Genomic DNA, 24,533 nt, shown 5'->3' on the forward strand with positions numbered 1-24,533 from the left:
CGTGACCACCACGACCGACCTGGTGTCGTACGAGGACGCACTCGCGTCGTACGACCCCGTCATGGGCCTCGAGGTCCATGTCGAACTCGGCACCAAGACCAAGATGTTCTGCGGCTGCTCGACCGCGCTCGGCGCCGATCCGAACACCCAGACCTGCCCGGTCTGCCTCGGCCTGCCCGGCGCGCTCCCGGTCGTCAACGCGACCGGCGTCGAGTCCGCGATCAAGATCGGCCTCGCGCTGAACTGCGAGATCGCCGAGTGGTGCCGCTTCGCCCGGAAGAACTACTTCTATCCGGACATGCCGAAGAACTTCCAGACCTCCCAGTACGACGAGCCCATCGCCTTCGACGGCTACCTCGACGTGCAGCTGGAGGACGGCGAGGTCTTCCGCGTGGAGATCGAGCGCGCCCACATGGAGGAGGACACCGGCAAGTCGACGCACGTCGGCGGCGCCACCGGCCGTATCCACGGCGCGTCCCACTCCCTGCTCGACTACAACCGCGCGGGCATCCCGCTCATCGAGATCGTCACCAAGCCGATCGTGGGCGCCGGCGAGCGCGCCCCCGAGGTGGCGAAGGCGTACGTCCGTGAGCTGCGCGAGCTCATCCGGGCCCTCGGCGTGTCCGAGGCCCGTATGGAGATGGGCCAGATGCGCTGCGACGTCAACCTGTCGCTGATGCCGAAGGGCGCCGACAAGTTCGGCACCCGCAGCGAGACCAAGAACGTCAACTCGCTGCGTTCCGTCGAGCGCGCCGCCCGCTTCGAGATCCAGCGGCACGCGGCCGTGCTGTCGTCCGGCGGCACGATCGTGCAGGAGACCCGGCACTTCCACGAGGACACGGGGTCCACGACCTCGGGCCGCGTGAAGGAGGAGGCCGAGGACTACCGCTACTTCCCCGAGCCGGACCTGGTGCCGGTCGCCCCGTCCCGCGAGTGGGTCGAGGAGCTGCGCGCGGGCCTGCCGGAGCTGCCGCTGGTGCGCCGCAACCGGCTCCGCGAGGAGTGGGGGATCTCCGCCACCGACATGCAGGCCATCCTCAACGCCGGTGCGCTGGACCTGATCGTCGCGACGATCGACGCCGGCGCCGACGCGGCCTCCGCCCGCAAGTGGTGGATGGGCGAGCTGGCCCGCAGCGCCAACGAGTCCGGCAAGGCGCTGGACGAGCTGGCGATCACCCCGGCGCAGGTGGCCCGCGTCACCGAGCTGGTGGCCAAGGGCGACCTGAACGACAAGCTGGCCCGCCAGGTCATCGAGGGCGTCCTCGCGGGCGAGGGCACCCCGGACGAGGTCGTCGAGAAGCGCGGTCTGAAGGTCGTCTCCGACGAGGGCGCGCTCACCGCCGCCGTCGACGAGGCGATCGCCGGCAACCCGGCCATCGCGGACAAGATCCGCGGCGGCAAGGTCGCCGCGGCCGGCGCGCTGGTCGGCGCGGTCATGAAGGCCACGCGCGGCCAGGCGGACGCGGCCCGGGTGAAGGAGCTGATCCTTCAGAAGCTCGGCGTCGAGGGCTGAGCCCGTACGGCACGAGGGAAGGGGGCGCACCCGCCGGGTGCGCCCCCTTCCCTCGTGTGTCCGGCCGGGTCAGCGGCGGCGGCCCACCACGCGGGTGAAGCCCAGCGTGCGGCCCTGGTCGGCGCGCACCAGCCGCGCGTTCTCCCGGCCCATCCGCCGGTGGAACTCGTCGGTGTGGTGCTCGGCGACGACCTCGCTCCACAGCAGCCACTCCCGCCAGCCGTCCTCCAGCCGGTCGGCCGTCAGGACGTCCACCGCCCCGCTGCGCGTCCAGTGGCGGCGCCACCAGGCGGGGCTGTGGAAGCACCAGAACGCCGGCTCCCAGAAGGGCCGCAGGTGCTCCGGCGGTTCGCTGCCCTCGATCTCCTCGGCCAGGGACGGGACGACGACCCCGATCCGCCCGCCCGGCCTCAGCAGCCGGGTCAGCGTCGGCAGGTACAGGTCGTCGGTGCCGAAGTACTGGTAGGCGTCGACGGAGACGATCGCGTCGAAGGTCTCCTCCCCGAAGGGCAGGTCGTGCGCCTCCGCCAGGACGGGCTGGACGCGGTCGGCGACGCCCGCCTCGGCGATCCGGCGGGCGTTCTCGTCCGGGGTGATCCACAGGTCGGCGGCGGTGACCTGAAGGTCGTACTCCCGGGCGAGGAAGACGGACGTCATGGCGCGGCCGCAGCCCAGGTCGAGCACCCGGGCGCCGGGGCGCAGGGTGTCCAGGCCGAGGGCGGGGGCCAGCCACTCCAGCAGCCACAGCGCGTGCGGGCCCATCTGGTTGTCGACGGTCCACTGCGGATCGTAGGCGCTGCTGCGGGGGTAGCGGGGCAGGGTCAGGCGGCCGGCGAGGTCGTCGTGCGAGGTGTTCGGGGTGATGTCCGACATCGGTGAACGGGCTCCTTGAGGCCGTGGAGGGAAAGGGTCGCGTCGGAGGTCGGACGGACAAGCATCAAAGCACCTGCTTCGGCCGGCGGCGCACTGCCGCGGGGTGTCGGACCGAGGGACGCTAGCAGCCGTGCGGGTGGCCCCGCATCCACGTTTCCGGAGGTGAGGCGCTACGCTCCGGCGCCATGAGTGGACGCCCTGACTCCGACCTGCCCCCGGACACTCAGACCTCCCCGGAACCGGAGGGGGACGCCCCCGAGGAGGCCCCCGGGGACCACCCTGAGGTCGATGACGACGACCTTCTCGAGGAAGAAGACCTCCTCGCCGAGCAGGCCCGCCGCGCCCGCTGGGCCGCCGTCGGCACCGGAGCCGTGCTCGCCCTCGCCGGAACGGCCGCCGCGCTGCTCCGCGCCTCCGGGACCGCCCCGGCCCTCGTCCCCGTCGCCTACGCCTGCGGAGCGGCCGTCTGCGTCCTCGCGGCGGTGCTGGGCGCGCGCGGACGCACCCGCAGGTCGCTGTGGGCCGCCGTCGCGGGCGTCATGATCATGGCGCTGGGCGACCAGTTCGACTGAGACGAGCGGCCCGCGAACCCCCTGTGACCGGCCCCGGAGAAGAAATGTGAGTTAGTCCACGAAGGCGACAAACGATCATTTTCGCCTGTAACAGTGGCAGGGCATTGCTCATGCGTTCTTTGCGGACCGTTCGGCCGTTCGCCGCCGTTGTCCGCTCAAAGATCCACCCCGAGCCATACCGGGAGCACGCCTGTGGCAGCCCTAGCACGTTGGTGCGTTCAGCGCCGTCTGTTCACCGTTCTGCTGTGGCTCCTCGCCCTGGTCGGGATCGCGGCGGGCGCCTTCGTCGCCGGCTCCGCCTACTCGAACGACTACAAGGTGCCCGGCACCGAGTCGGGGCACGCCGCAGAACTGATGAAGGAGGGCTTCCCCTCGCTGGGGGGCGACAGCGACAGCGTGGTCTGGCACACGGCCTCCGGCACCGTCCGGGACAGCGGCGTCGAGCAGACCATGACCCGCACCCTCGACCGGCTCGAGGAACTGCCCGGCGTCGCCTCCGTGAGCGGTCCGTACGACGACGGGGGCGCCGGACGCATCAGCGCCGACGGCCGTACCGCCTACGCCACCGTGACCTTCGAGCACTCCGGCAAGGACATCACCAGCGGTGAGGCCGAGGCCGTGGTCAAGACGGCGAAGGCCGCCGAGACCGACGGGCTGGACGTCGAACTGGGCGGCAGCGCCGTCGAGCTGAGCGAGTCGTCCGGCGGGCACACCGCCGAGATCGTCGGCGTGGCCGTCGCCGCCGTCGTGCTGTTCCTCGCCTTCGGCTCCCTCGCCGCCTCCCTGCTGCCCATCGCCACCGCGCTGGTGAGCGTGGGCACCGCCTACGCGGGCATCGTGCTGCTCGGCCATGTGATGACCGTGGCGGACTTCGCGCCGATGCTCGGCATGCTGATCGGGCTGGGCGTGGGCATCGACTACGCGCTGTTCATCGTCACCCGGCACCGGCGCGGACTGAAACGCGGCCTGAGCGTCACCGAGGCCGCCACCAACGCCGTCGCCACCACCGGCCGGGCGGTCGTCTTCGCGGGCGCCACCGTCTGCATAGCCCTGCTGGGCATGCTGATCCTGCGTCTGAACTTCCTCAACGGCGTCGCCGTGGCGGCCTCGCTCACCGTGGTGCTCACCGTCGCCGCCTCCGTCACCCTGCTGCCCGCCCTGCTGTCGCTGATCGGCACCCGCGCCCTCAGCCGCCGCGAGCGGCGCCGGCTCGCCGAGCACGGGCCGGAACCGGAGATGCCCACCGGGTTCGCCGCCCGCTGGTCGGCGTTCGTGGAGCGCCACCCCAAGCTGCTCGGCGCGGTCGCCGTCGTCGTGATGGCCGTCCTCGCGCTGCCCACCTTCTCGCTCCACCTGGGCACCTCCGACCAGGGCAACGACCCGAAGACCTCCACCACCCGCCAGGCCTACGACCTGATCGCCGACGGCTTCGGGCCGGGCGTCAACGGGCCGCTCACCCTCGTCACCGAGGTCGACGACGCCCAGGACCGGCTCGCCCTGGACAACCTGGGCGCCACGCTGCGCACCACCGAGGACGTCGCCTCCGTGTCCCCGGTGACCTACAGCCAGGGCGGCGACACCGCCTTCCTCACCGTCGTACCGGAGTCGTCCCCGCAGTCGAAGCAGACCAGCGACCTGGTGGACCGGCTGCGCGAGGACGTGCTGCCGCGCGCCGAGTCCGGCACCTCGCTCGACGTGCACGTCGGCGGCGTGACGGCCGGCTACGACGACTTCGCCTCCGTCATCGTCGCCAAGCTGCCCCTGTTCGTGGGGGTCGTGATCGGCCTGGGCTGTCTGCTGCTGCTCCTCGCCTTCCGCTCCATCGGCATCCCGCTGAAGGCCGCCGCGATGAACGTGGCCGCGGTCGCCGGCGCGTTCGGCGTGGTCGTCATGATCTTCCAGTGGGGCTGGGGGAGCGATCTGCTCGGCCTCGGCAGCGCGGGCCCCGTCGAACCGTTCCTGCCCGTGATCATGGTGTCGGTGCTGTTCGGCCTGTCCATGGACTACCAGGTCTTCCTGGTGAGCCGGATGTACGAGGAATGGCTGGAGACCGGCGACAACCGGCGGGCCGTGCGCGTGGGCCTCGCCGAGACCAGCCGCGTGATCAACTCCGCCGCCGTCATCATGATCTCGGTCTTCCTCGCCTTCGTGCTCAGCGGCGACCGTGTGATCGCCATGTTCGGCATCGCCCTCGCCGCGGCCGTCGCCCTCGACGCCTTCGTACTGCGCACCCTGCTCGTGCCCGCGCTGATGCACCTCCTCGGCGGCGCCAACTGGTGGCTGCCGAAGTGGCTGGACCGGATCCTGCCCCGGATCAGCATCGAACCGCCCGAGTGCCGCGCCGCTCATGAGAGGCTGGCCGCCGTCACGGACGCCGGGGTCGCGGACGTGCTCGCGGAGGAGGAGCGGCAGCGGGATGTACGCGATACGACTGGGTGACGACGGTGCCGAGATGCGGCCCCTGGAGATCTGGCACGCCGAGGAGTTCCTCGCCCACCTGGAACGGGGCCGCGCGTTCATCAACCGCTTCGTCCCCTTCGGCTCCCGCGCCACCGACCTGGACAGCGCGCGGGAGGCGCTCCAGCGCTACGCCGATCTGCGCGCCGCCGACACGGCCTGGGTGCACGGGCTGTGGCTCGACGGCGCGCTGGTCGGCGGGGTCCTCACCCTGAACTTCGACGCGGCGGCCGGCACCTGCGAGCTCGGCTGCTGGCTGGAGCCCGCCGGCACCGGGCACGGACTGGTCACCCGCGCCATGCGCGTGCTGATCGACTGGGCCGTCGAGGAGCGCGGCATCCACCGCGTCGAATGGGTCGCCGCGTCCGGCAACACCGCCAGCGTCGCCGTCGCCCGCCGCCTCGACATGACCCGCGACGGCGTCCGCCGCGAGGCCCACCTTCACAACGGCGTACGGCACGACCTGGAGGTCTGGTCCCTGCTGGCCCCCGAGTGGCGCGCCCGCGCCACGCAGCCCGAAGATCGCTGACCCCGGCGTTAAGCGGAATCTCAGACGGTCTCCGTACGGTGCGGGACATGGCTGAGAAGACAGAGGACGAGACCGAAACCGGAACTACCACTACGACCGCGACCGCCGCGGACCCCGAGAAGCGGACGGCGGCGCGGACGGAGGAGCGGCCGGAGGAGGCCGTCGCCGGGCACGAGGAAGCGCCCGCGGCTGCTGAGGAAACCGCCGCCGAGAAGGACACCGAGCCGGCCGCGGCACCCTCCGGGACCGGACAGGGCGCGGCGGCGGTCGTCTCCGGGGCGCTCGGCCTCGTCTCCCTCACCGGTGGCTGGCCGGGCACGGTGGCCGCCGCCCGCGAGACCCTGGTGGGCCAGTTGCGCACAGCCGCCGACGCGAGCGTCGCCACCCAGATCAAGGAGGTCTACGGCGACGCCTGGGACGCCACCGCCCTGTGGGGCGGCCTGTTCGCCCTCGTCGCGCTGATCACCGGCGTGGCCGTCCTGGTCCGGCCCGCGTTCGGCGCGCCCGGCCGTGTCGCGCAGGCGCCGTGGATCAAGTCCGTCGCCTGGGCCGGCGTCACCCTCGGGGTGATCGGACTGCTGCTCGCGGTGCTCACGTACACGGGTGTGCTGCTGGGCCTGCCCGCGGCCTCCTGAGGAGGGCCCTAAGCACCCTCTTAGGTGCCGGCTTCCCAAGGCGCCCGACTTCTAAGGCGTCACCGCCCGCGAAGATATGGAACTCTCCCGATGCGGCCCGCCTGCCTTGGAGACGAAGGTGGAGGCATCGCAGAACGCGATGCCGACACCGGATCCGAGGGGGAAACCATCATGTTCGAGTTCGAGCTGCACCGGCTCCGCCACGACGAGCTGGTCCGCCGGGCCGAGGCGGAGCGCCGGGCACGCGAGGCGGTACGGGTCCGCCGCGCCGCCCGCCGGGCAGCCGCCGCACGCGGCGCCGAGCCCGAGAGCCATACCCGGCGCCGGTCCTGGTTCGCCCGGACCGCATGAGCACCGCCCAGGGGCGGCGGCCGCACGCAGGCGGCCGCCGCCCCGTCGTCGCCGCGCACACGGCCGGGGGAGACGCCGGGGACGGGAAGGACCAGAGGGAGGGGAGCGCCGTGCCGGTGCGCCCGGAGACGAAAACCGCTGCGCCGCCGCAGCGGGCGCGTGCGATGCTCGGGGGCGTGGAGACCAAGTCCGTCAGTCCCGTGTTCGTCGGCCGCACCGGCGAACTCGCCACCCTGATCGACGCGTTCGGCCGGGCCGGCGCCGGTGAACCGCAGGCGCTGCTGGTCGGCGGCGAGGCCGGGGTGGGGAAGACCCGCCTGGTCGAGGAGTTCGCCGCCGTCGTCCGCGACCGGGGCGGGGTCGTCGCCCTCGGCGGATGCGTGGAGATCGGCGCCGACGGCCTGCCCTTCGCCCCCTTCTCCACGGCCCTGCGCCAGCTGCGCCGCGCGCTGCCCGACGAGCTCGCGGCCGCCGCCGACGGGCAGGAGGAGGAACTGGCCCGGCTGCTGCCCGAACTCGCCGTCGCCGCCGCCCGCGAGGCCCGCCGCGACGAACACGGCATGGCCCGCCTCTTCGAGCTCACCGCCCGGCTGCTGGAACGGGTCGCCGCCGAGCACACCGTCGTTCTCGTCCTGGAGGACCTGCACTGGGCCGACGCCTCCACCCGCCATCTGCTCGCCTATCTCTTCCGCACCCTGCGCACCGGCCGCCTCGTCGTCCTCGCCACCTACCGCTCCGACGACATCCACCGCCGCCACCCGCTGCGCCCCCTCCTCGCCGAACTCGACCGGCTGCGCACCGTCCACCGTGTCGAACTGGGCCGCTTCAGCCGTGAGGAGGTGCACCGGCAGATCGCCGGCATCCTCGCCCGCGAACCCGAACCGGACAGAGTCGACGACATCTTCGAACGCTCCGACGGCAACGCCTTCTTCGTCGAGGAGCTCGCCGTCGCCGCCGACGAGGGCTGCCGCACCGGCCTCACCGACTCCCTGCGCGACCTGCTCCTGGTCAGGGTGGAGAACCTGCCGGAGAGCGCCCAGCGGGTCGTCCGGATCGTCGCCGAGGGCGGCTCCACCGTCGAGGACCGGCTGCTCGCCGCCGTCGCCGGACTCGGCGAGGACGACCTGATCGAGGCCCTGCGCGCCGCCGTCAACGCCGGCATCCTCACGCCCGCCCCCGACCGTGACGGCTACCGCTTCCGGCACTCCCTGGTCCGCGAGGCCGTCAGCGACGACCTGCTGCCCGGCGAACGCTCCCGGCTCAACCGCCGCTACGCCGAAGCCCTGGAGGCCGACCCCGCGCTCGTCCCCGCCGACGAGCGGCCCACCCGGCTGGCCAGCTACTGGTACCACGCCCACGACGCGGCCAAGGCCCTGCCCGCCGTCCTCGACGCCTCCGTCGTGGCCCGCCGGCGCCACGCCTACGCCGAGCAACTCCGCCTTCTCGAGCGGGCGATGGAGCTGTGGGACGCCGTCCCCGACACCGTGCGCGCCGGACTGCGGCCGCTCGACCACGCCGAGGCCTACCCGCCCCCGCCGCCCGGCTGCGACCCGTGTGACGACGACACCGCCACCCGGCCGCTGCGTTACCTCGACCTCCTCGCCGAGGCCGCCGTCGCCGGCCGTCTCTGCGGCGAACGCGAACGCTCCCTGAAACTCACCAGGCGGGCGCTGCGCCTCCTCGACGAGGACCCCGACCCGCTGCGCGCCGCCTGGTTCTGGGTGCAGCGCTCCCGGCTCACCCAGGCCCTCGCCCGCGGCGACGGCTGGGAGGAACTGGGCACCGCCCAGGAACTGGTGCGCGGACTGCCGCCCTCCGAGGTGCACGCCGAGGTGCTCTCCGCCGTCGCCGGCTGGTCGATGCTCCACGAACCCGGCCCCGACGCCATGGCCGACGCGGAACGCGCCGTCGAGTACGCCCGCATGGTCGGCGCGCACGACATCGAGCTCAACGCCCGGCTCACCCTCGGGGGCCTCATGGTCGACGCCGGCGACATCGAGGCCGGCCTCGCCGAGATGTACGAGGTCAAGGAGCGGGCGACCGAACTGGGCGTCGACATGGTGCTGGCCCGGTCCTTCGTCAACCTGCCCTCCGTGCTCGAAGGCGTCGGCCGCTCCGAGGAGGCCGTACGGCTCCTCGAGGAGGGGGTGAAGGTCACCCGGCGCCTCGGACTGCTGGACTCCGAGACGTGGGTGTGGGGCAACCTCGCCGAGTCCCTGCTGTCCGTCGGGCGCTGGGAGGACGCCGCCCGCGCCGCGGCGAGCGCACAGCGGATCGAACAGAGCGCCAAGCCGCGCGCCGGCGGCTCCGTGCGCCTGGCCCAGCTCGCCTACCTGCGGGGCGACACCGCCACGGCGGCCCGCTGCCTCGCCGAGGCCCGCGCCCACTTCGGCACCCACGACCCGATGCCCCAGTACGCCCTGCCGATGAAGTGGGTCGCCCTCCGCGTCGCCGCCGCCGAGGGCCGCCCCGAGGAGGCCCGCGCCGAACTGTCCGCCGCGCTCGACGCCGGCTTCCCGCCCGGCACCCAGCGCTACGCCTGGCCCCTGCTGCTCGCCGCCACCACCGCCGAGGCCGACCGGTACGGCGACCCCGCCACCGAACCGGGCCGCCCCGAGGTCCTCGGCCGGATCCGCGAGGCGGCGAGGAACCTCGCCACCGGGGTGCCCCTCTGGCAGGCCCACGACCAGTGGCTGCGCGCCGAACTGCTGCGCGCCGAGGGCCGGAGCGAGCCGGACGCCTGGGCCGAGGCCGTCGCCGCGCTGGAGCCGCTGGGACGGCCCCATGATCTCGCCTGCGTCCGCCTCCGGCTCGCCGAGGCGCTGCTGGCCGCCGGCGGGGGCGAGGACGAGCGGGCCCGCGCCACCGAACTGCTGCGCCTGGCCGACGCCGTCGCCACCCACCTGGGCGCGGCGCCGCTGGCCAGGGACGCCGCGCTGCTGGCCCGGCGCGGCCGCCTGGCGCTGACGCCCGCCCCGCGCGAGGAGCCGTCCCCGGAGCCCGCCGACCCGGCCGAGGCGCTCGGCCTGACCAGCAGGGAGCGGGACGTGCTGCGCCTGGTGGCGGCCGGGCACACCAACCGGCGGATCGCCGAGGAGCTGTTCATCTCCCCCAAGACGGCCAGCGTCCATGTGTCGAACATCCTCGCCAAGCTGGGCGTCTCCGGCCGCGGCGAGGCGGCGGCGGTGGCCCACCGCCTGGGCCTGTTCCCGGACGGATCCACCGGCGGATCCGGAAATCTCGCCGCCGCGCGACAATCGGTGTAGGACACAAGCGGCCCGGCACCCGGGGCCCTGCGGAAGGGGAGCGATGTTCAACGCCTTCGAGGAACTGTTCTCCCCCGGGCGCAAGCACACCCAGGACGAGCAGAAGCGCCTGGCGCTGACCCGGGAGGACGTCGGCGACGGCGACCCCGGACGCGGGCCCATAGACCTCGCCTCCGGGAAGGTCACCGTCCGCCGCCCGGCCCCGGCGGACGAGGAGACGGACGGTGCCGACGGCACGGGCGACGCCGACGGCACGGGCGACGCCGACACGGACGCCGCCGACGACACGGACGCCGCCGACGGCACGGGCGACGCCGACGGCCCCGGCGACGCCCCTGCGGGAGCGCCCGCTAGCTGACCTTCAGCTCCAGCACGCGGTCGTCCTCCGGCTTCGGGTCGCCCCGGCCGTCCGTGTTGCTCGTCACCAGCCACAGCCGGTCGCCGCCCGCCGCGACCACCGTGCGCAGCCGGCCGTACTCCTCCTCCAGGAACGCCTGCGGCTTCGCGGACGCCTCCGTGCCCTTCAGGGGTATGCGCCACAGCCGCTCGCCCCGCAGCCCCGCCATCCAGACGGACCCTTCGGCGTACGCGATGCCGCTGGGCGAGGCGTCCGCCGTGCTCCACTGCGCGATCGGGTTGTGGAAGCCGCCCTCGTCCGCGTGGCCCTCGGCCTCCGGCCAGCCGTAGTTGTCGCCCGGCGCGACGGCGTTCAGCTCGTCCCAGGTGTTCTGCCCGAACTCCGAGGCGAACAGCCGCTGTCGACCGTCCCAGGCCAGGCCCTGCACATTGCGGTGGCCGTAGGAGTACACGGGGGAGCCGGGGAACGGGTTGCCCGGGGCCGGCTCGCCGTCCGGGGTCAGCCGCAGGATCTTGCCGCCGAGGGACTTCTTGTCCTGGGCCAGCCCGGTGTCGCCCGTCTCGCCCGTGCCCGCGTAGAGCATGCGGTCCGGGCCGAAGGCGATCCGGCCGCCGTTGTGGACCACACCCTTGGGGATGCCCCGGAACACCGTGTCGGGCGCCCCGAGCTGCTCGCCCGCCGGCTTCCGCTCGTTGTAGAGCATCCGCACGATGCGGTTGTCGGAGGCCGAGGTGAAGTACGCGTAGATCATGTGGTCCGAGGCGAAGTCGGGGGAGAGGGCGATGCCCAGCAGGCCCCCCTCGCCCTCGGCCGCCACCCCGGGCACCTCGCCCAGCTCGGTCTTCTTCCCCGTCTCCCCGTCGATCCGGGTGATCGTGGCCTCGTCGCGCGAGGACACCAGAAGGTCGCCGTCCCCGACCGGGGCCAGGCCCCAGGGACTGTCCAGCCCCGTCGCCACCGTACGGACCACCGACACCGAGCCCTTCGCGGGCGGGGTCTCCTCCGCCTTCCCGGACGGGGAGGACGGGGCCGGGGCGGCCGAGGAAGCGGCGGCGTCCTTCTCCGGCGGCGCTCCGTCGTCGGAGGAGCAGCCGGCGGCCAGCAGCAGCGCGGCGGCGGCCAGCACGGCCGGCACGGCTCGTCGTTGCACGATCTCGTCCCTTCGACGCGGCGGGTTCTGTCTGTCATACACCGCTCGCGCCTCACAGGTTCCCGCTTCGCCGGCCCCGAACCTCGAAGCGCCGCGGGCCGGGATCTCAGTCCCACGACCCCTGGGCCGGCGGCAGATGCGCGATCTCCGCCAGGTCCTCGCCGGTCAGCCGCAGCCCGGCCGCCGCCGCGTTCTCCGCCACCCACCGCTCCCGCTTGGCGCCCGGCACCGGGACCACGTGGCGGCCGCGGCTCAGCACCCAGGCCAGGGCGACCTGCGCCGGGGTGACGTGCGCCCCGTGCCGGCGCGCGACCCGGCGCAGACCGGCCACGATCGGCTGGTTCGCCGCCATCATCTCGGCCGTGAACCGCGGGTGCCGGGCGCGCAGGTCGTCCGCCTCGAACCCCTCGCCCGGCGTCAGGGTCCCGGTCAGGAAGCCGTTGCCCAGCGGCATGGCCGCCAGGAAGCCCACGCCCCGCGCCTCGCACCAGGGCAGCAGCGTCTCCAGCGCCTCCGGCGACCACACCGACAGCTCCGCCTGCACCGCGCTCACCGGGAACACCTGCTGCACCCGCTCCAGCTGCCGGATCGTCGCGTCGTGCAGCCGCGCCCCCGGCCGCCGCGACGAGCGCGCCCCGACCGCGCACAGACCCAGCGCCCGCACCTTGCCCGCGCGCACCAGCTCCGCCATCGCGCCCCAGGTCTCCTCGACCGGGACCTCCGGGTCGGCGCGGTGCAGCTGGTAGAGGTCGATCACATCGGTCTGCAGCCGCCGCAGCGACGCATCGCAGGCCCGCTTCACGTACCCGGGGCGGCCGTTGGCCACGATGTGCTGGTCGCCCACCAGCAGTCCGACCTTCGTCGACACGAAGGCGTCGGCCCGCCGCTCCTTCAACACCCGCCCGAGCAGCAGCTCATTGGTGAACGGGCCGTACATGTCGGCGGTGTCGAGCAGGGACGAGCCCGCGTCCAGCGCCCGGTGCACCGCCCTCAGCGACTCCTCGCCGCGCTGCCTGGACGTGCTGTAGGCCCAGCTCATCGGCATGCATCCGAGACCCACCGCGCCCACCGAGAGCGCCGCCGCGCCGATCGTCCTGCGCTCCACCTGCTCGTGACCCTCCCTCTCCGGCCCCCCAACCTAACCTCTGCCGTCCTGGCGGCCTGAACTAGCCTCCGTGGCATGACTCCTGACGTGTGGCTTCCCATCCCCCCGGACGAGATCGACGGACTCCCCGAGGGGCCGCGCTACCACTTCTGGGGCGGCGGTGAGACCTACCCCACCGACCCGGAGGAGTGCGACGTCTACGTCGTGCCGTACATGAAGCCCGCCGAGGTGTGCCTGCGTCCGCTGCCCCGGATGCGGTCCGTACGCGTGGTGCAGACGCTGTCGGCCGGCATCGACCATGTGCAGCCCGGTCTGAAGGACCTCCCTCAGGGCGTGCGGCTGTGCAACGCGCGCGGGGTGCACGAGGCCAGCACCGCGGAGCTCACGCTCACCCTGATCCTCGCCTCCCTGCGCGGCATCCCCGACTTCGTGCGGGCCCAGGACCGGGGCGAGTGGCAGGGCGGCTTCCGGCCGGCGCTCGCCGACCGGACCGTGCTCATCGTCGGCTACGGCTCGATCGGCGCGGCCATCGAGGACCGGCTCGTCCCGTTCGAGCTCGCGCGGGTGGCGCGCGTCGCGCGCTCCGCGCGCACAACGGAGCGCGGGCCGGTGCATCCGCTCACCGAACTTCCCTCCCTGCTCCCGGAAGCGGACGTCGTCGTCCTGTCCACCCCGCTCACCGAGGGCACCCGGCACCTCGTGGACGCCGCCTTCCTGGCCCGGATGAAGGACGGCGCCCTGCTCGTCAACGTCGCCCGCGGACCGGTGGTCGACACCAAGGCCCTGCTCACCGAGGTGGAGAGCGGCCGCATCACCGCGGCCCTCGACGTCACCGACCCCGAACCCCTGCCCGCCGACCACCCGTTGTGGCGGGCGCCCGGCGTCCTGATCACCCCGCACGTCGGCGGGCCCACGTCCGCGTTCCTCCCCCGCGCGAAGCGCCTGCTGCGCGACCAGTTGCGCCGATACGTGAACCACGAGGAGCTTGGGAACGTGATCCTGGTGACGGGAACGGAAGACGCGTAGTCCGCTTCGAGTACCGTCCGCGACTCCCCGGGAGCGGTGGGTACTCGGCCAACCGTTGATCGTCACGGAGCGTAGAGAACCTATGTCCCTGAGTGACGATACTGGTGTATCGTCCCGACAGGGGCTGCGCGCCGCCGACCAACGGCGCGGGGGAGCGACACGGAGACTGTGAGGGGGGCGACGGGCGATGCACGGCCAGATGACCACCGATCCGACGCGGCGGATGCGTCGGCGGCGACACCGGCACGCGGACACGCACAGGCACGGTCAGCACATCCGGCGCGGCGGACGGACCGACGGCGCCGGCCCTCACCACCCACCCCGGCAGACGAGCCGGCGGACCCGGTCCCAGGCCCACCGGGGCCCTTGGAGCGCGGAGGCGGCGCGGACAGGGAGGGACCGGTGAGCGCGCCGCCGACCCCCGCCCTCGACGGTGCGCTGCGTCCCGCGTCCGCCCCGCGGACCCTGCTGCCCGCGGCGGCGGGCGCCGGCCGCCGCCCCGGCCCCGCGGCCCAGCTGGTCCTCGTCCTGGTCTGCGGCGCCTACGCCGTCGGCGCCGCGTTCGGCTGGGGGTCGGAGCGACTCGCCCTGGTCATGGGGGACTTCGGGCTGAGCGCCGCCGCCGCGGCCGCCGCCGTGTCCTGCGTGGTCTACGCCCGCAGCCGCCGCACCCGGTACCGGCCCGCCTGGATGCTGTTCGGTCTCTCCTCGGCCATGGCGTCCCTGGGCAACCTGGTCTGGGGCTGGTACGAGGTCGTGCTGCGCCAGGATGTGCCGAGCCCCAGCTACGCCGATCTGTTCTTCCTCTGCTTCGCGCCGCCCGCCATCGTCGGCCTGCTGGTGCTCGCCAAACGGCCCGTGACCAAGGCCGGCTGGGTGTGCCTCGGCCTCGACGCCTGGCTGATCGGCGGCTCGCTGCTCACCCTGGCGTGGAGCCTCGCCCTCGCCCAGGCCGCCAAGGCCGAGGGGCCGAGCGTCGCGCACACCGCGCTGTCCCTGGCGTACCCGCTGCTCGACATCGCCCTCGTCAGCATGGTCCTCGCGCTGCACTTCCGGCGCTCCTCGGTCAACCGCTCGGCGGTGAACACCGCGATCGGGGCGCTCGCGCTCACCGTGATGTGCGACGCCCTGTTCACCTCCCCGCTGCTGCACGCCGGCTACCACTCCGGGCAGATGCTCGACGCGGGCTGGTTCGCCGGGTCGCTGCTGCTGGCCTACGCCCCCTGGACCGCACCCCGGCGCGGCGCACCGGAGCGCGAGACGTCCACCCGCGTGGTCCGCGAGCACCTGCCCGGGCGGCGCACCGCCCCCGACCACCAGCACGGACCACCGCCCGGCGGGGGCGCCGGCCGGTACCAGCTCTCCCGGCCCATCGCCGGCTCCCTCGCCGCACTCACCCCGTACCTGGCGGCGGCCGTGTGCACCCTGGGGATCCTCTACAACGTCCTCAACGGCCGCAGCGTCGACCGGGTCGTGCTGATCACCGGGGGCACCGTGGCGCTGGCGCTCGTCGTGCGCCAGGGCATCATGCTCCTCGACAACATCACCCTCACCCAGGAACTCGCCCAGGCGGAGAACCACTTCCGCTCCCTGGTGCAGGGCTCCAGCGACGTCATCATGATCGCCGCCCCCAGCGGCGTCCTGCGCTACGTCTCCCCGGCCGCCGCCGGGGTGTACGGCCGCCGGGCGGAGGACCTGGTCGGCACCGAACTGGCCTCCCTGATCCACCCCGAGGACCTCGGCTGCGTGGTGCACGAGATCCGGCGGTTCCTCGCCGCCGACCCGGTGGAGGAGCCCACCACGCGCATCGAGTGCCGCTTCCGCTTCGGCGGTGGGGGCACCTCCCGCTCGGGCGAAGCCGAGAGCGGGGGAGGCTGGCTCAACGTGGAGTCCACCGTCAACCGGCACCACGGCGGCCTCATCTTCAACAGCCGTGACGTCACCGAACGGGTCCGTCTCCAGGCCCAGCTCCAGCACAACGCGGAGCACGACCCGCTCACCGACCTGCCCAACCGCGCCCTGTTCACCCGGCGCGTGCAGCAGGCCCTCTCCGGCCGCCGCGCCTCGGACCGGGGCGCCGCCCTGCGCGGCACGGCGGTGCTCTTCATCGACCTCGACGGCTTCAAGGGCGTCAACGACACCATCGGCCACCAGGCCGGGGACGAACTGCTGGTGCAGGCCGCCCGAAGACTCCAGGACGCCGTCCGCAAGGGCGACACCGCCTCCCGGCTCGGCGGCGACGAGTTCGCGGCGCTCATCGTCGGCGACGGCGTACGCGACCGGGACGCGCGCGAGCGGCACATCCTCGAACTGGCCGACCGGCTCAGAGTCACGCTCTCCCAGCCCTACGTCATCGACGGCAACGATGTCCGCGTCAACGCCTCCATCGGCGTCGCCTTCGCCGAACCGGGCATCGGCGCGGGCGAGCTGCTGCGCAACGCCGACCTCGCGATGTACCGGGCGAAGGCCGCGGGCAAGGGCCGCGTCGAGCTGTACAAGCCGCACATGCAGCAGGACGTCGTCCGCAAGGCGGAGCTGGCCACCCGCCTGCGCGCGGCGCTCCACCACGGCGAGTTCGCCCTGCTGCACCAGCCGGTGGTGAGCCTGGCGGACGGCCGGATCACCTCCGTGTGCGCCCAGGCGCGCTGGCGCTCCTCCCAGGGCGTGCTGTTCACGCCCGCGGAGTTCCTGCGCGTCGCCGAGGACAGCGAGAAGACCGCCGAACTGGGCCGCTGGGTACTGGAGGAGGCCGTCGAGCAGGCCGCCGAACGGCACGCGACGGGCCTGCCCGTACCCGTCGCCGTACGGCTGAGCGCCCGTCGGCTCCTGGACCGCTCGCTGCCCCTCGGTTCGGTCGAGGCGCTGCTCACCCGGCACGGCCTGCCGTCCGGCTCGCTGATCCTGGAGCTGGCCGACACCGACCCCCGGGTCTCCCTCGACGAGCTGGAGCGGCGGCTCACCGTGCTCAAGCGGCTCGGCGTACGGATCTGTCTGGACGGCTTCGGCAGCGGACGCGCGGCGATCACGGCACTCCGGCGGCTGCCCGTCGACATGCTGAAGCTCGACCGCAGCCTGGTCGACGGCGTGGCCGAGTCCGCTCGGCTGTACAAGATCACCCACGGGCTGCTGCGGATCGCCTCCGATCTCGGACTGCAGACCGTGGCCGACGGCGTGGACCTGCCCGGGCAGGCGGAGGCGCTGCGCGCCATGGGCTGCACCCACGGGCAGGGGCCGGCCTTCTCGGGGCCGCTCGACGAGTACCGGCTGCGCCGGGCGCTGGCCGCCGGGCGCTACCCGGTGCCGCACGCCCCGGCCGAGCCGGTATTGGCCGGCGGAGGCGGTTCCCCGGTGTACTCCACGGGGGTGACGGCGGTGCTCAAGAGCGCTACGACACTCCGCTCACATAATGAGACTCCCGTCCCACCCACTTGACAGTGAGTGTGCGCCGGGGGGAGGGTCAGTGCCATGCGCACCCGAATTCTCGTACTTGGAAAGCGCGTCGGCTGACGCTGAGCGACCAAAGCTCAGCGACCCACCACCCGGCGCGCTCCCCTCGCTTGCCTTACGGCACGAGGGGTTTTTTGTTGCACAGGCACCTGCCGAGCAGCACGCGTAACCCGCACGAACCTCGCAAAAACCCTCAGCATCGAGAAGAGAATGCCGATGACCGAGCAGGCCACCGGGGCCCATCACCCGCAGCCGCGGCCCCGTTCCGGAGGACAGCAGTCCGCCCCCGTCGAGCACGTCACGGGTGCGCAGTCCCTCATCCGCTCGCTCGAGGAGGTCGGCGCCGACACGGTATTCGGCATTCCCGGCGGTGCGATCCTTCCGGCGTACGACCCGCTGATGGACTCCACGCGGGTGCGCCACGTCCTGGTGCGGCACGAGCAGGGCGCGGGTCACGCGGCCACGGGTTACGCGCAGGCCACCGGCAAGGTGGGCGTCTGCATGGCGACCTCGGGTCCCGGGGCCACCAACCTGGTGACGCCCATCGCCGACGCGCACATGGACTCCGTGCCGCTGGTGGCGATCACCGGCCAGGTCGCCTCCAAGGCGATCGGCACGGACGCCTTCCAGGAGGCGGACATCGTCGGCATCACCATGCCGATCACCAAGCACAACTTCCTGGTCACCAAGGCCGAGGACATCCCGCGGGTCATCGCCCAGGCGTTCCACATCGCCTCCACCGGCCGCCCCGGCCCGGTGCTGGTCGACATCGCCAAGGACGCCCTCCAGGCGAAGACCACCTTCACCTGGCCGCCCGTCATGGACCTGCCCGGCTACCGGCCCGTCACCAAGCCGCACGCCAAGCAGATCCGCGAGGCCGCCAAGCTCATCACCTCCGCGAAGCGACCGGTCCTCTACGTCGGCGGCGGGGTCATCAAGGCCCGGGCCACCGCCGAGCTGAAGGTCCTCGCCGAGCTCACCGGAGCGCCCGTCACCACCACCCTGATGGCGCTCGGCGCGTTCCCCGACAGCCACCCGCTGCACGTGGGAATGCCGGGCATGCACGGTGCGGTCACCGCCGTCACCGCGCTGCAGAAGGCCGACCTGATCGTCGCCCTCGGAGCCCGCTTCGACGACCGCGTCACCGGCAAGCTGGACAGCTTCGCCCCGTACGCCAAGATCGTCCACGCCGACATCGACCCGGCGGAGATCGGCAAGAACCGCGCCGCCGACGTGCCGATCGTCGGTGACGCCCGCGAGGTCCTCGCCGACCTCATCCAGGCCGTCCAGAGGGAGCACGCCGAGGGCCACCGCGGCGACTACAGCGCCTGGTGGAAGGACCTGAACCGCTGGCGCGACACCTACCCGCTGGGCTACGACCAGCCCACGGACGGCTCGCTCTCCCCGCAGCAGGTCATCGAGCGCATCGGACAGCTCGCCCCCGAGGGCACGATCTTCGCGGCGGGCGTCGGCCAGCACCAGATGTGGGCCGCGCACTTCATCCAGTACGACAAGCCCGCCACCTGGCTGAACTCCGGCGGCGCCGGGACCATGGGCTACGCGGTCCCGGCCGCCATGGGCGCCAAGGCCGGCGCGCCCGACCGCGCGGTCTGGGCGATCGACGGCGACGGCTGCTTCCAGATGACCAACCAGGAGCTCACCACCTGCGCCCTGAACAACATCCCGATCAAGGTCGCCGTCATCAACAACGGCGCCCTCGGGATGGTCCGCCAGTGGCAGACGCTGTTCTACAACCAGCGGTACTCCAACACGGTCCTGCACTCCGGTCCCGACGACGTCAACCCGGAGGCGAGGGGCACCCGCGTCCCCGACTTCGTGAAGCTGTCGGAGGCCATGGGCTGCTACGCGATCCGCTGCGAGGACCCCGCGGACCTCGACAAGGTCATCGAGGAGGCCAACTCGGTCAACGACCGCCCGGTCGTCGTGGACTTCATCGTCCACGAGGACGCGATGGTCTGGCCGATGGTCGCCGCCGGCACCTCCAACGACGAGATCATGGCCGCCCGGGACGTGCGCCCCGACTTCGGCGACAACGAAGACGACTGAGCGAGAGAGACCGAAGAGATCATGTCCAAGCACACGCTCTCCGTCCTGGTGGAGAACACCCCCGGCATCCTGGCCCGGATCGCCGCCCTGTTCTCCCGCCGCGGCTTCAACATCGACTCGCTCGCCGTGGGCGTCACCGAGCACCCCGACATCTCCCGCATCACCATCGTGGTGAGCGTCGACGAGTTCCCGCTGGAGCAGGTCACCAAGCAGCTCAACAAGCTCGTCAACGTGCTGAAGATCGTCGAGCTCGAACCCGGGCAGGCGGTCCAGCGCGAACTCGTTCTGGTGAAGGTGCGCGCCGACAACGAGACGCGCTCCCAGATCGTCGAGATCGTCCAGCTGTTCCGCGCCAAGACCGTCGACGTCTCCCCGGAGGCCGTGACCATCGAGGCCACCGGGAGCAGCGACAAGCTGTCCGCCATGCTCCGGATGCTCGAGCCGTTCGGCATCAAGGAGCTGGTCCAGTCCGGCACCATCGCGATCGGACGCGGTGCCCGTTCGATCACGGACCGGTCGCTGCGCGCCCTGGACCGGTCGGCCTGAGACACCGGACGGGCGGCCGGGACACGGCCGGCCGCCCGTATCGCGAGACCCCCCACCTTCCCCCTCCCTCACCGTCATACGGTGGGACGCAACACCTGCACACAAGGAGAGAACCCAGTGGCCGAGCTGTTCTACGACGCCGACGCCGACCTGTCCATCATCCAGGGCCGCAAGGTCGCGGTCATCGGGTACGGCAGCCAGGGCCACGCCCACGCCCTGTCGCTGCGCGACTCCGGCGTCGACGTGCGCGTCGGTCTGCACGAGGGCTCCAAGTCCAAGGCCAAGGCCGAGGAGCAGGGCCTGCGCGTGGTGACCCCGTCCGAGGCCGCCGCCGAGGCCGACGTCATCATGATCCTCGTCCCGGACCCGATCCAGGGCCAGGTCTACGAGGAGTCCATCGCCCCGAACCTGAAGGACGGCGACGCGCTGTTCTTCGGCCACGGCTTCAACATCCGCTTCGGCTTCATCAAGCCCCCGGCCGGCGTGGACGTCTGCATGGTCGCCCCCAAGGGCCCGGGCCACCTGGTGCGCCGTCAGTACGAGGAGGGCCGCGGCGTCCCCTGCATCGCGGCCGTCGAGCAGGACGCCTCGGGCAACGCCTTCGCGCTGGCCCTGTCGTACGCGAAGGGCATCGGCGGCACCCGCGCCGGCGTCATCAAGACCACCTTCACCGAGGAGACCGAGACCGACCTGTTCGGTGAGCAGGCCGTCCTCTGCGGTGGCACCGCCGCGCTGGTCAAGGCGGGCTTCGAGACGCTGACCGAGGCCGGCTACCAGCCGGAGATCGCCTACTTCGAGTGCCTGCACGAGCTGAAGCTCATCGTGGACCTCATGTACGAGGGCGGCCTGGAGAAGATGCGCTGGTCGATCTCCGAGACCGCCGAGTGGGGCGACTACGTCACCGGCCCGCGGATCATCACCGACGCCACCAAGGCCGAGATGAAGAAGGTCCTCGCCGAGATCCAGGACGGCACCTTCGCCCAGACCTGGATGGACGAGTACCACGGCGGCCTGAAGAAGTACGACGAGTACAAGAAGCAGGACTCCGAGCACCTCCTGGAGACCACCGGCAAGCAGCTGCGCAAGCTGATGAGCTGGGTCGACGAGGAGGCCTGAGCCGATCCGTCCTGAGGGCCGGGGCACCACGCCCCGGCCCTTCGGGCGAACCCGGGGTAACGTCGGTGGTACGGCGTTGTCCATCCCGTCCGCCACGGACGGGTGATCCTTCCGAAGCGGCGTAAGACGACGCCCTCGGCGCCACTACACTGCTGCACTACATACGCGTCAGGCCCACAGCGTCGTGCGTCTTCCACGCGGCTAGCACTTCTTCACCGCCTGCGGCCGTCGGGACGGCCGTCCGCATTGGGACTTGTGAGGACTCACGTGAGCTCGAAACCCGTCGTACTCATCGCTGAAGAGCTGTCGCCCGCCACCGTCGACGCACTCGGCCCGGACTTCGAGATCCGGCACTGCAACGGCGCGGACCGAGCCGAACTGCTCCCCGCCATCGCCGACGTGGACGCGATCCTCATCCGCTCGGCCACCAAGGTCGACGCCGAGGCGATCGCCGCCGCGAACAAGCTGAAGGTCGTCGCACGAGCCGGCGTCGGCCTCGACAACGTCGACGTCTCCGCCGCCACCAAGGCCGGCGTGATGGTCGTCAACGCCCCCACCTCGAACATCGTGACCGCCGCCGAACTCGCCTGCGGTCTCATCCTCGCCACCGCCCGCAACATCCCGCAGGCCAACGCCGCGCTGAAGAACGGCGAGTGGAAGCGGAGCAAGTACACGGGCGTCGAGCTCGCCGAGAAGACCCTCGGCGTCGTGGGCCTGGGGCGGATCGGCGCCCTCGTCGCGCAGCGCATGTCCGCCTTCGGCATGAAGGTCGTCGCCTACGACCCCTACGTGCAGCCCGCGCGGGCCGCGCAGATGGGCGTCAAGGTGCTGTCGCTGGACGAGCTGCTCGAGGTCTCCGACTTCATCACCGTCCACCTGCCCAAGACCCCCGAGACACTGGGCCTGATCGGCGACGAGGCGCTGCGCAAGGTCAAGCCGACCGTGCGCGTCATCAACGCCGCGCGCGGCGGCATCGTCGACGAGGAGGCGCTGTACTCGGCCCTCAAGGAGGGCCGCGTCGCCGGCGCCGGCCTCGACGTGTACGCGAAGGAGCCGTGCACCGACTCCCCGCTCTTCGAGTTCGACCAGGTCGTCTGCACCCCGCACCTCGGCGCCTCCACGGACGAGGCGCAGGAGAAGGCCGGCATCGCCGTCGCCCGCTCGGTGCGCCTCGCCCTCGCCGGTGAGCTGGTCCCCGACGCGGTGAACGTCCAGGGCGGCGTCATCGCCGAGGACGTCAAGCCGGGTCTGCCGCTCGCCGAGCGCCTCGGCCGCATCTTCACCGCGCTCGCGGGCGAGGTCGCGGTCCGTCTCGACGTCGAGGTGTACGGCGAGATCACCCAGCACGACGTGAAGGTGCTGGAGCTGTCCGCCCTCAAGGGCGTCTTCGAGGACGTCGTGGACGAGACCGTCTCCTACGTCAACGCCCCGCTGTTCGCGCAGGAGCGCGGCGTCGAGGTGCGGCTGACCACCAGCTCGGAGTCGGCCGACCACCGCAACGTCGTCACCGTGCGCGGCACCCTGGCCGACGGCGAGGAGATCTCGGTCTCCGGCACGCTGGCCGGCCCCAAGCACGTCCAGAAGATCGTCGCGGTCGGCGAGTACGACGTCGACCTCGCGCTCGCCGACCACATGGTCGTCCTGCGCTACGAGGACCGTCCGGGTGTCGTCGGCACCGTCGGCCGCATCCTCGGCGAGGCCGGCATCAACATCGCCGGCATGCAGGTGGCCCGCGCGACGGTCGGCGGCGAGGCGCTGGCCGTGCTGACCGTCGACGACACGGTGTCCACGTCGGTGCTGGGTGAGCTGGCCGCGGAGATCGGCGCGACCTCCGCCCGGTCCGTGAACCTGGTCTGATCCGGTCCGGGACTCCGGGGGCGCCGCCCCCGGACCCCCGTTCGCCCTGAACGGGCTCGTCATCGGACGCCGGACGGGCTGAGATTCTCAGCCTGTCCGGCGTTTTCCGTGTCCGGGCGTACCCGGACGTTCCGCAGCCCGGCCACCGCGATCCCCGCCGCGAGCAGGAGCAGCAGCGCCCCGGCGATCGCCGCGCCCCGCATTCCCTCGGTGAACGCCTCGCGTGCCGCCGCGGCCAGGGCGTCTCCCGCGCGCCCCGGCAGTTCGGCGGCGACGGCGAGCGCCCCGCCGAGGGTCTCCCGCGCGGGCTCCGGCGCGGAGCCCGGCATCGCGTGCCGGTAGACGGCCGCGCCGATCGACCCGAGGGCCGCCATGCCCAGGGCGCCGCCGAACTCGGTGCCGGTCTCCAGCAGGGACGACGCCGAGCCCGCACGGTCCACCGGGACCGAGCCGAGCGCCAGATCGGTGAGCAGGGACATCACGACGACGATGCCCGATGCCATCACCCCGCACGCCGCCAGCACCAGCCACAGGGAGTCGGTCCCGGCCAGGGCGAGCAGCCCGTAGCCGCAGGCGGAGATGACGAACCCGGCGGTGACGACGTGCGCGCGCTCGGCCCCGCGCTGCACGATCGATGCGGCCACCGGGGCGGCGACGCCGATGAGGACCGACGGCAGCAGGCTCCACAGCGCGGCCTCCAGCGCGCTCTTGCCGAGCACCGACTGCAGATACTGCGTGGTGAAGATCGCGGAGCCCATCATTCCGAACGCCGACAGGGTGTTGAGGGCGAGCGCGGGACTGAAACCGTGCCCGCGGAACAGGGCGGGCGGGATCATCGGGGAGCGCGCGGTGCGCTGCCGGTGCACGAACAGCACGGCGAACAGCAGCCCGACGGTGATCGAGACGACGTAGCGGACGTTCCAGCCCTCCGAGGGCAGCTCCTTCAGGCCGTAGACCACGGGCAGCACGGCGGCCATGGACAGCGGGACGCTCGGCCAGTCGAAGCGGCCGGGGGAGGGGTCCCTCGACTCCGGCAGCAGCAGCGGGCCGAGGACCAGCAGCAGCGCCATCGCGGGCAGGTTGACCAGGAAGACCGAGCCCCACCAGAAGTGCTCCACGAGCAGTCCGCTCATCACCGAGCCGAGCGCGATGCCGCCCGTCATCACCCCGGACCACAGCCCGATGGCCTTCGCCCGCTGGCCGGGGTCGGTGAACATCGTGCGGACCAGCGCCATCGTCGACGGCATCAGGGTGGCGCCGCCGATGCCGAGGACCGCGCGGGCCACGATCAGCGTCTCCGCGGACTGCGCGTAGGCCGCGAGCACGGAGGCCGCGCCGAAGGCGGCCGCGCCGCACAGCAGCAGCCGGCGGCGGCCGATGCGGTCGCCGAGCGCGCCCATGGTCATCAGCAGGCCGGCCAGCACGAAGCCGTAGATGTCGAAGATCCACAGCTGTTGGGTGCCGGTCGGCTCCAGGTCGGCGCCGATCTCGGGGACGGCGAAGTAAAGGACGGAGACGTCCATCGAGACCAGCAGCAGCGGAAGCATCAGGACGACGAGCGCGGTCCACTCACGGCGGCCGGCCCGGTTCGGGTTCGGTGTCATGACGTCGACTGTACGCACGTATTATACGGCTGTCTAGAACGCTTGTATAAGACGCTCGTAC

General features: G+C 72.6%; 18 protein-coding genes. 14 read left to right on the plus strand and 4 right to left on the minus strand.

The features are described from left to right. Position 1 precedes the first annotated feature (1 nt). Complete coding sequence (gatB, locus tag AY578_RS23355; protein ID WP_019524383.1) at positions 2 to 1,513, plus strand: Asp-tRNA(Asn)/Glu-tRNA(Gln) amidotransferase subunit GatB; 1,512 nt, start codon at positions 2 to 4, stop codon at positions 1,511 to 1,513. Between the two features lie 69 nt (positions 1,514 to 1,582). On the opposite strand, the gene AY578_RS23360 is transcribed toward gatB, so the two are convergent. Beyond that, positions 1,583 to 2,386 (minus strand): SAM-dependent methyltransferase, encoded by an 804-nt coding sequence (locus tag AY578_RS23360; RefSeq protein ID WP_215048005.1) that lies wholly within the window; start codon positions 2,384 to 2,386, stop codon positions 1,583 to 1,585. Positions 2,387 to 2,571: 185 nt separating this feature from the next. Here AY578_RS23360 and AY578_RS23365 point away from each other — a divergent pair, with 185 nt between their 5' ends. The 7 genes from AY578_RS23365 (at position 2,572) to AY578_RS23395 (ending at position 10,554) form a co-directional block, all read left to right on the plus strand. Beyond that, a complete protein-coding gene (locus tag AY578_RS23365; protein ID WP_019524385.1) occupies positions 2,572 to 2,958 on the plus strand; it encodes a hypothetical protein in 387 nt (128 codons plus the stop codon). 192 nt (positions 2,959 to 3,150) lie between these two features. Then, complete coding sequence (locus tag AY578_RS23370; protein WP_019524386.1) at positions 3,151 to 5,397, plus strand: MMPL family transporter; 2,247 nt, start codon at positions 3,151 to 3,153, stop codon at positions 5,395 to 5,397. Beyond that, on the plus strand, positions 5,375 to 5,944 hold the full coding sequence (locus tag AY578_RS23375; protein WP_136239231.1) for a GNAT family N-acetyltransferase: 570 nt from the start codon (positions 5,375 to 5,377) through the stop codon (positions 5,942 to 5,944). The genes AY578_RS23370 and AY578_RS23375 overlap by 23 nt, the downstream gene beginning before the upstream one ends. Before the next feature lie 47 nt (positions 5,945 to 5,991). After that, positions 5,992 to 6,579, plus strand: coding sequence for a hypothetical protein (locus AY578_RS23380; RefSeq protein WP_136239230.1), 588 nt, complete (start codon positions 5,992 to 5,994; stop codon positions 6,577 to 6,579). Positions 6,580 to 6,750: 171 nt separating this feature from the next. After that, positions 6,751 to 6,930, plus strand: a complete 180-nt coding sequence (locus AY578_RS23385) for a hypothetical protein (RefSeq protein ID WP_028961726.1) — start codon at positions 6,751 to 6,753, stop codon at positions 6,928 to 6,930. 164 nt (positions 6,931 to 7,094) lie between these two features. Further along, positions 7,095 to 10,196: a helix-turn-helix transcriptional regulator gene (locus tag AY578_RS23390; RefSeq protein WP_258907479.1), complete on the plus strand. Its 3,102-nt coding sequence runs from the start codon at positions 7,095 to 7,097 to the stop codon at positions 10,194 to 10,196. A 43-nt stretch (positions 10,197 to 10,239) separates the two neighbouring features. Continuing rightward, on the plus strand, positions 10,240 to 10,554 hold the full coding sequence (locus AY578_RS23395; RefSeq protein WP_215048004.1) for a DUF6191 domain-containing protein: 315 nt from the start codon (positions 10,240 to 10,242) through the stop codon (positions 10,552 to 10,554). Here the strand turns inward: AY578_RS23395 and AY578_RS23400 are convergent. Both AY578_RS23400 and AY578_RS23405 read right to left on the minus strand, forming a co-directional pair. Then, on the minus strand, positions 10,547 to 11,689 hold the full coding sequence (locus AY578_RS23400) for a PQQ-dependent sugar dehydrogenase (RefSeq protein ID WP_161109063.1): 1,143 nt from the start codon (positions 11,687 to 11,689) through the stop codon (positions 10,547 to 10,549). The two genes, AY578_RS23395 and AY578_RS23400, sit on opposite strands and share 8 nt — an antisense overlap. Before the next feature lie 121 nt (positions 11,690 to 11,810). Next, entirely contained in the window at positions 11,811 to 12,809 is a 999-nt protein-coding gene (locus AY578_RS23405) for an aldo/keto reductase (RefSeq protein ID WP_019524393.1), read from the minus strand. Between the two features lie 75 nt (positions 12,810 to 12,884). Here AY578_RS23405 and AY578_RS23410 point away from each other — a divergent pair, with 75 nt between their 5' ends. The 6 genes from AY578_RS23410 (at position 12,885) to serA (ending at position 22,868) form a co-directional block, all read left to right on the plus strand. Further along, entirely contained in the window at positions 12,885 to 13,835 is a 951-nt protein-coding gene (locus AY578_RS23410) for a 2-hydroxyacid dehydrogenase (RefSeq protein ID WP_136239228.1), read from the plus strand. Positions 13,836 to 14,237: 402 nt separating this feature from the next. Next, positions 14,238 to 17,267, plus strand: coding sequence for a putative bifunctional diguanylate cyclase/phosphodiesterase (locus tag AY578_RS23415; RefSeq protein WP_258905242.1), 3,030 nt, complete (start codon positions 14,238 to 14,240; stop codon positions 17,265 to 17,267). A gap of 231 nt (positions 17,268 to 17,498) precedes the next feature. Next, positions 17,499 to 19,349: an acetolactate synthase large subunit gene (locus AY578_RS23420; protein ID WP_020700097.1), complete on the plus strand. Its 1,851-nt coding sequence runs from the start codon at positions 17,499 to 17,501 to the stop codon at positions 19,347 to 19,349. Between the two features lie 21 nt (positions 19,350 to 19,370). Beyond that, a complete protein-coding gene (gene ilvN, locus AY578_RS23425) occupies positions 19,371 to 19,895 on the plus strand; it encodes an acetolactate synthase small subunit (protein WP_019524397.1) in 525 nt (174 codons plus the stop codon). Positions 19,896 to 20,012: 117 nt separating this feature from the next. Next, positions 20,013 to 21,011, plus strand: coding sequence for a ketol-acid reductoisomerase (ilvC, locus tag AY578_RS23430; RefSeq protein ID WP_136239226.1), 999 nt, complete (start codon positions 20,013 to 20,015; stop codon positions 21,009 to 21,011). Between the two features lie 267 nt (positions 21,012 to 21,278). Then, positions 21,279 to 22,868, plus strand: coding sequence for a phosphoglycerate dehydrogenase (gene serA, locus AY578_RS23435; protein WP_019524399.1), 1,590 nt, complete (start codon positions 21,279 to 21,281; stop codon positions 22,866 to 22,868). 59 nt (positions 22,869 to 22,927) lie between these two features. On the opposite strand, the gene AY578_RS23440 is transcribed toward serA, so the two are convergent. Continuing rightward, positions 22,928 to 24,472, minus strand: coding sequence for an MFS transporter (locus AY578_RS23440; RefSeq protein ID WP_202503512.1), 1,545 nt, complete (start codon positions 24,470 to 24,472; stop codon positions 22,928 to 22,930). Between the last annotated feature and the right edge of the window lie 61 nt (positions 24,473 to 24,533).

This window comes from Streptomyces thermocarboxydus, from assembly GCF_024760485.1.
Taxonomy (GTDB): Bacteria; Actinomycetota; Actinomycetes; order Streptomycetales; family Streptomycetaceae; genus Streptomyces; species Streptomyces cellulosae.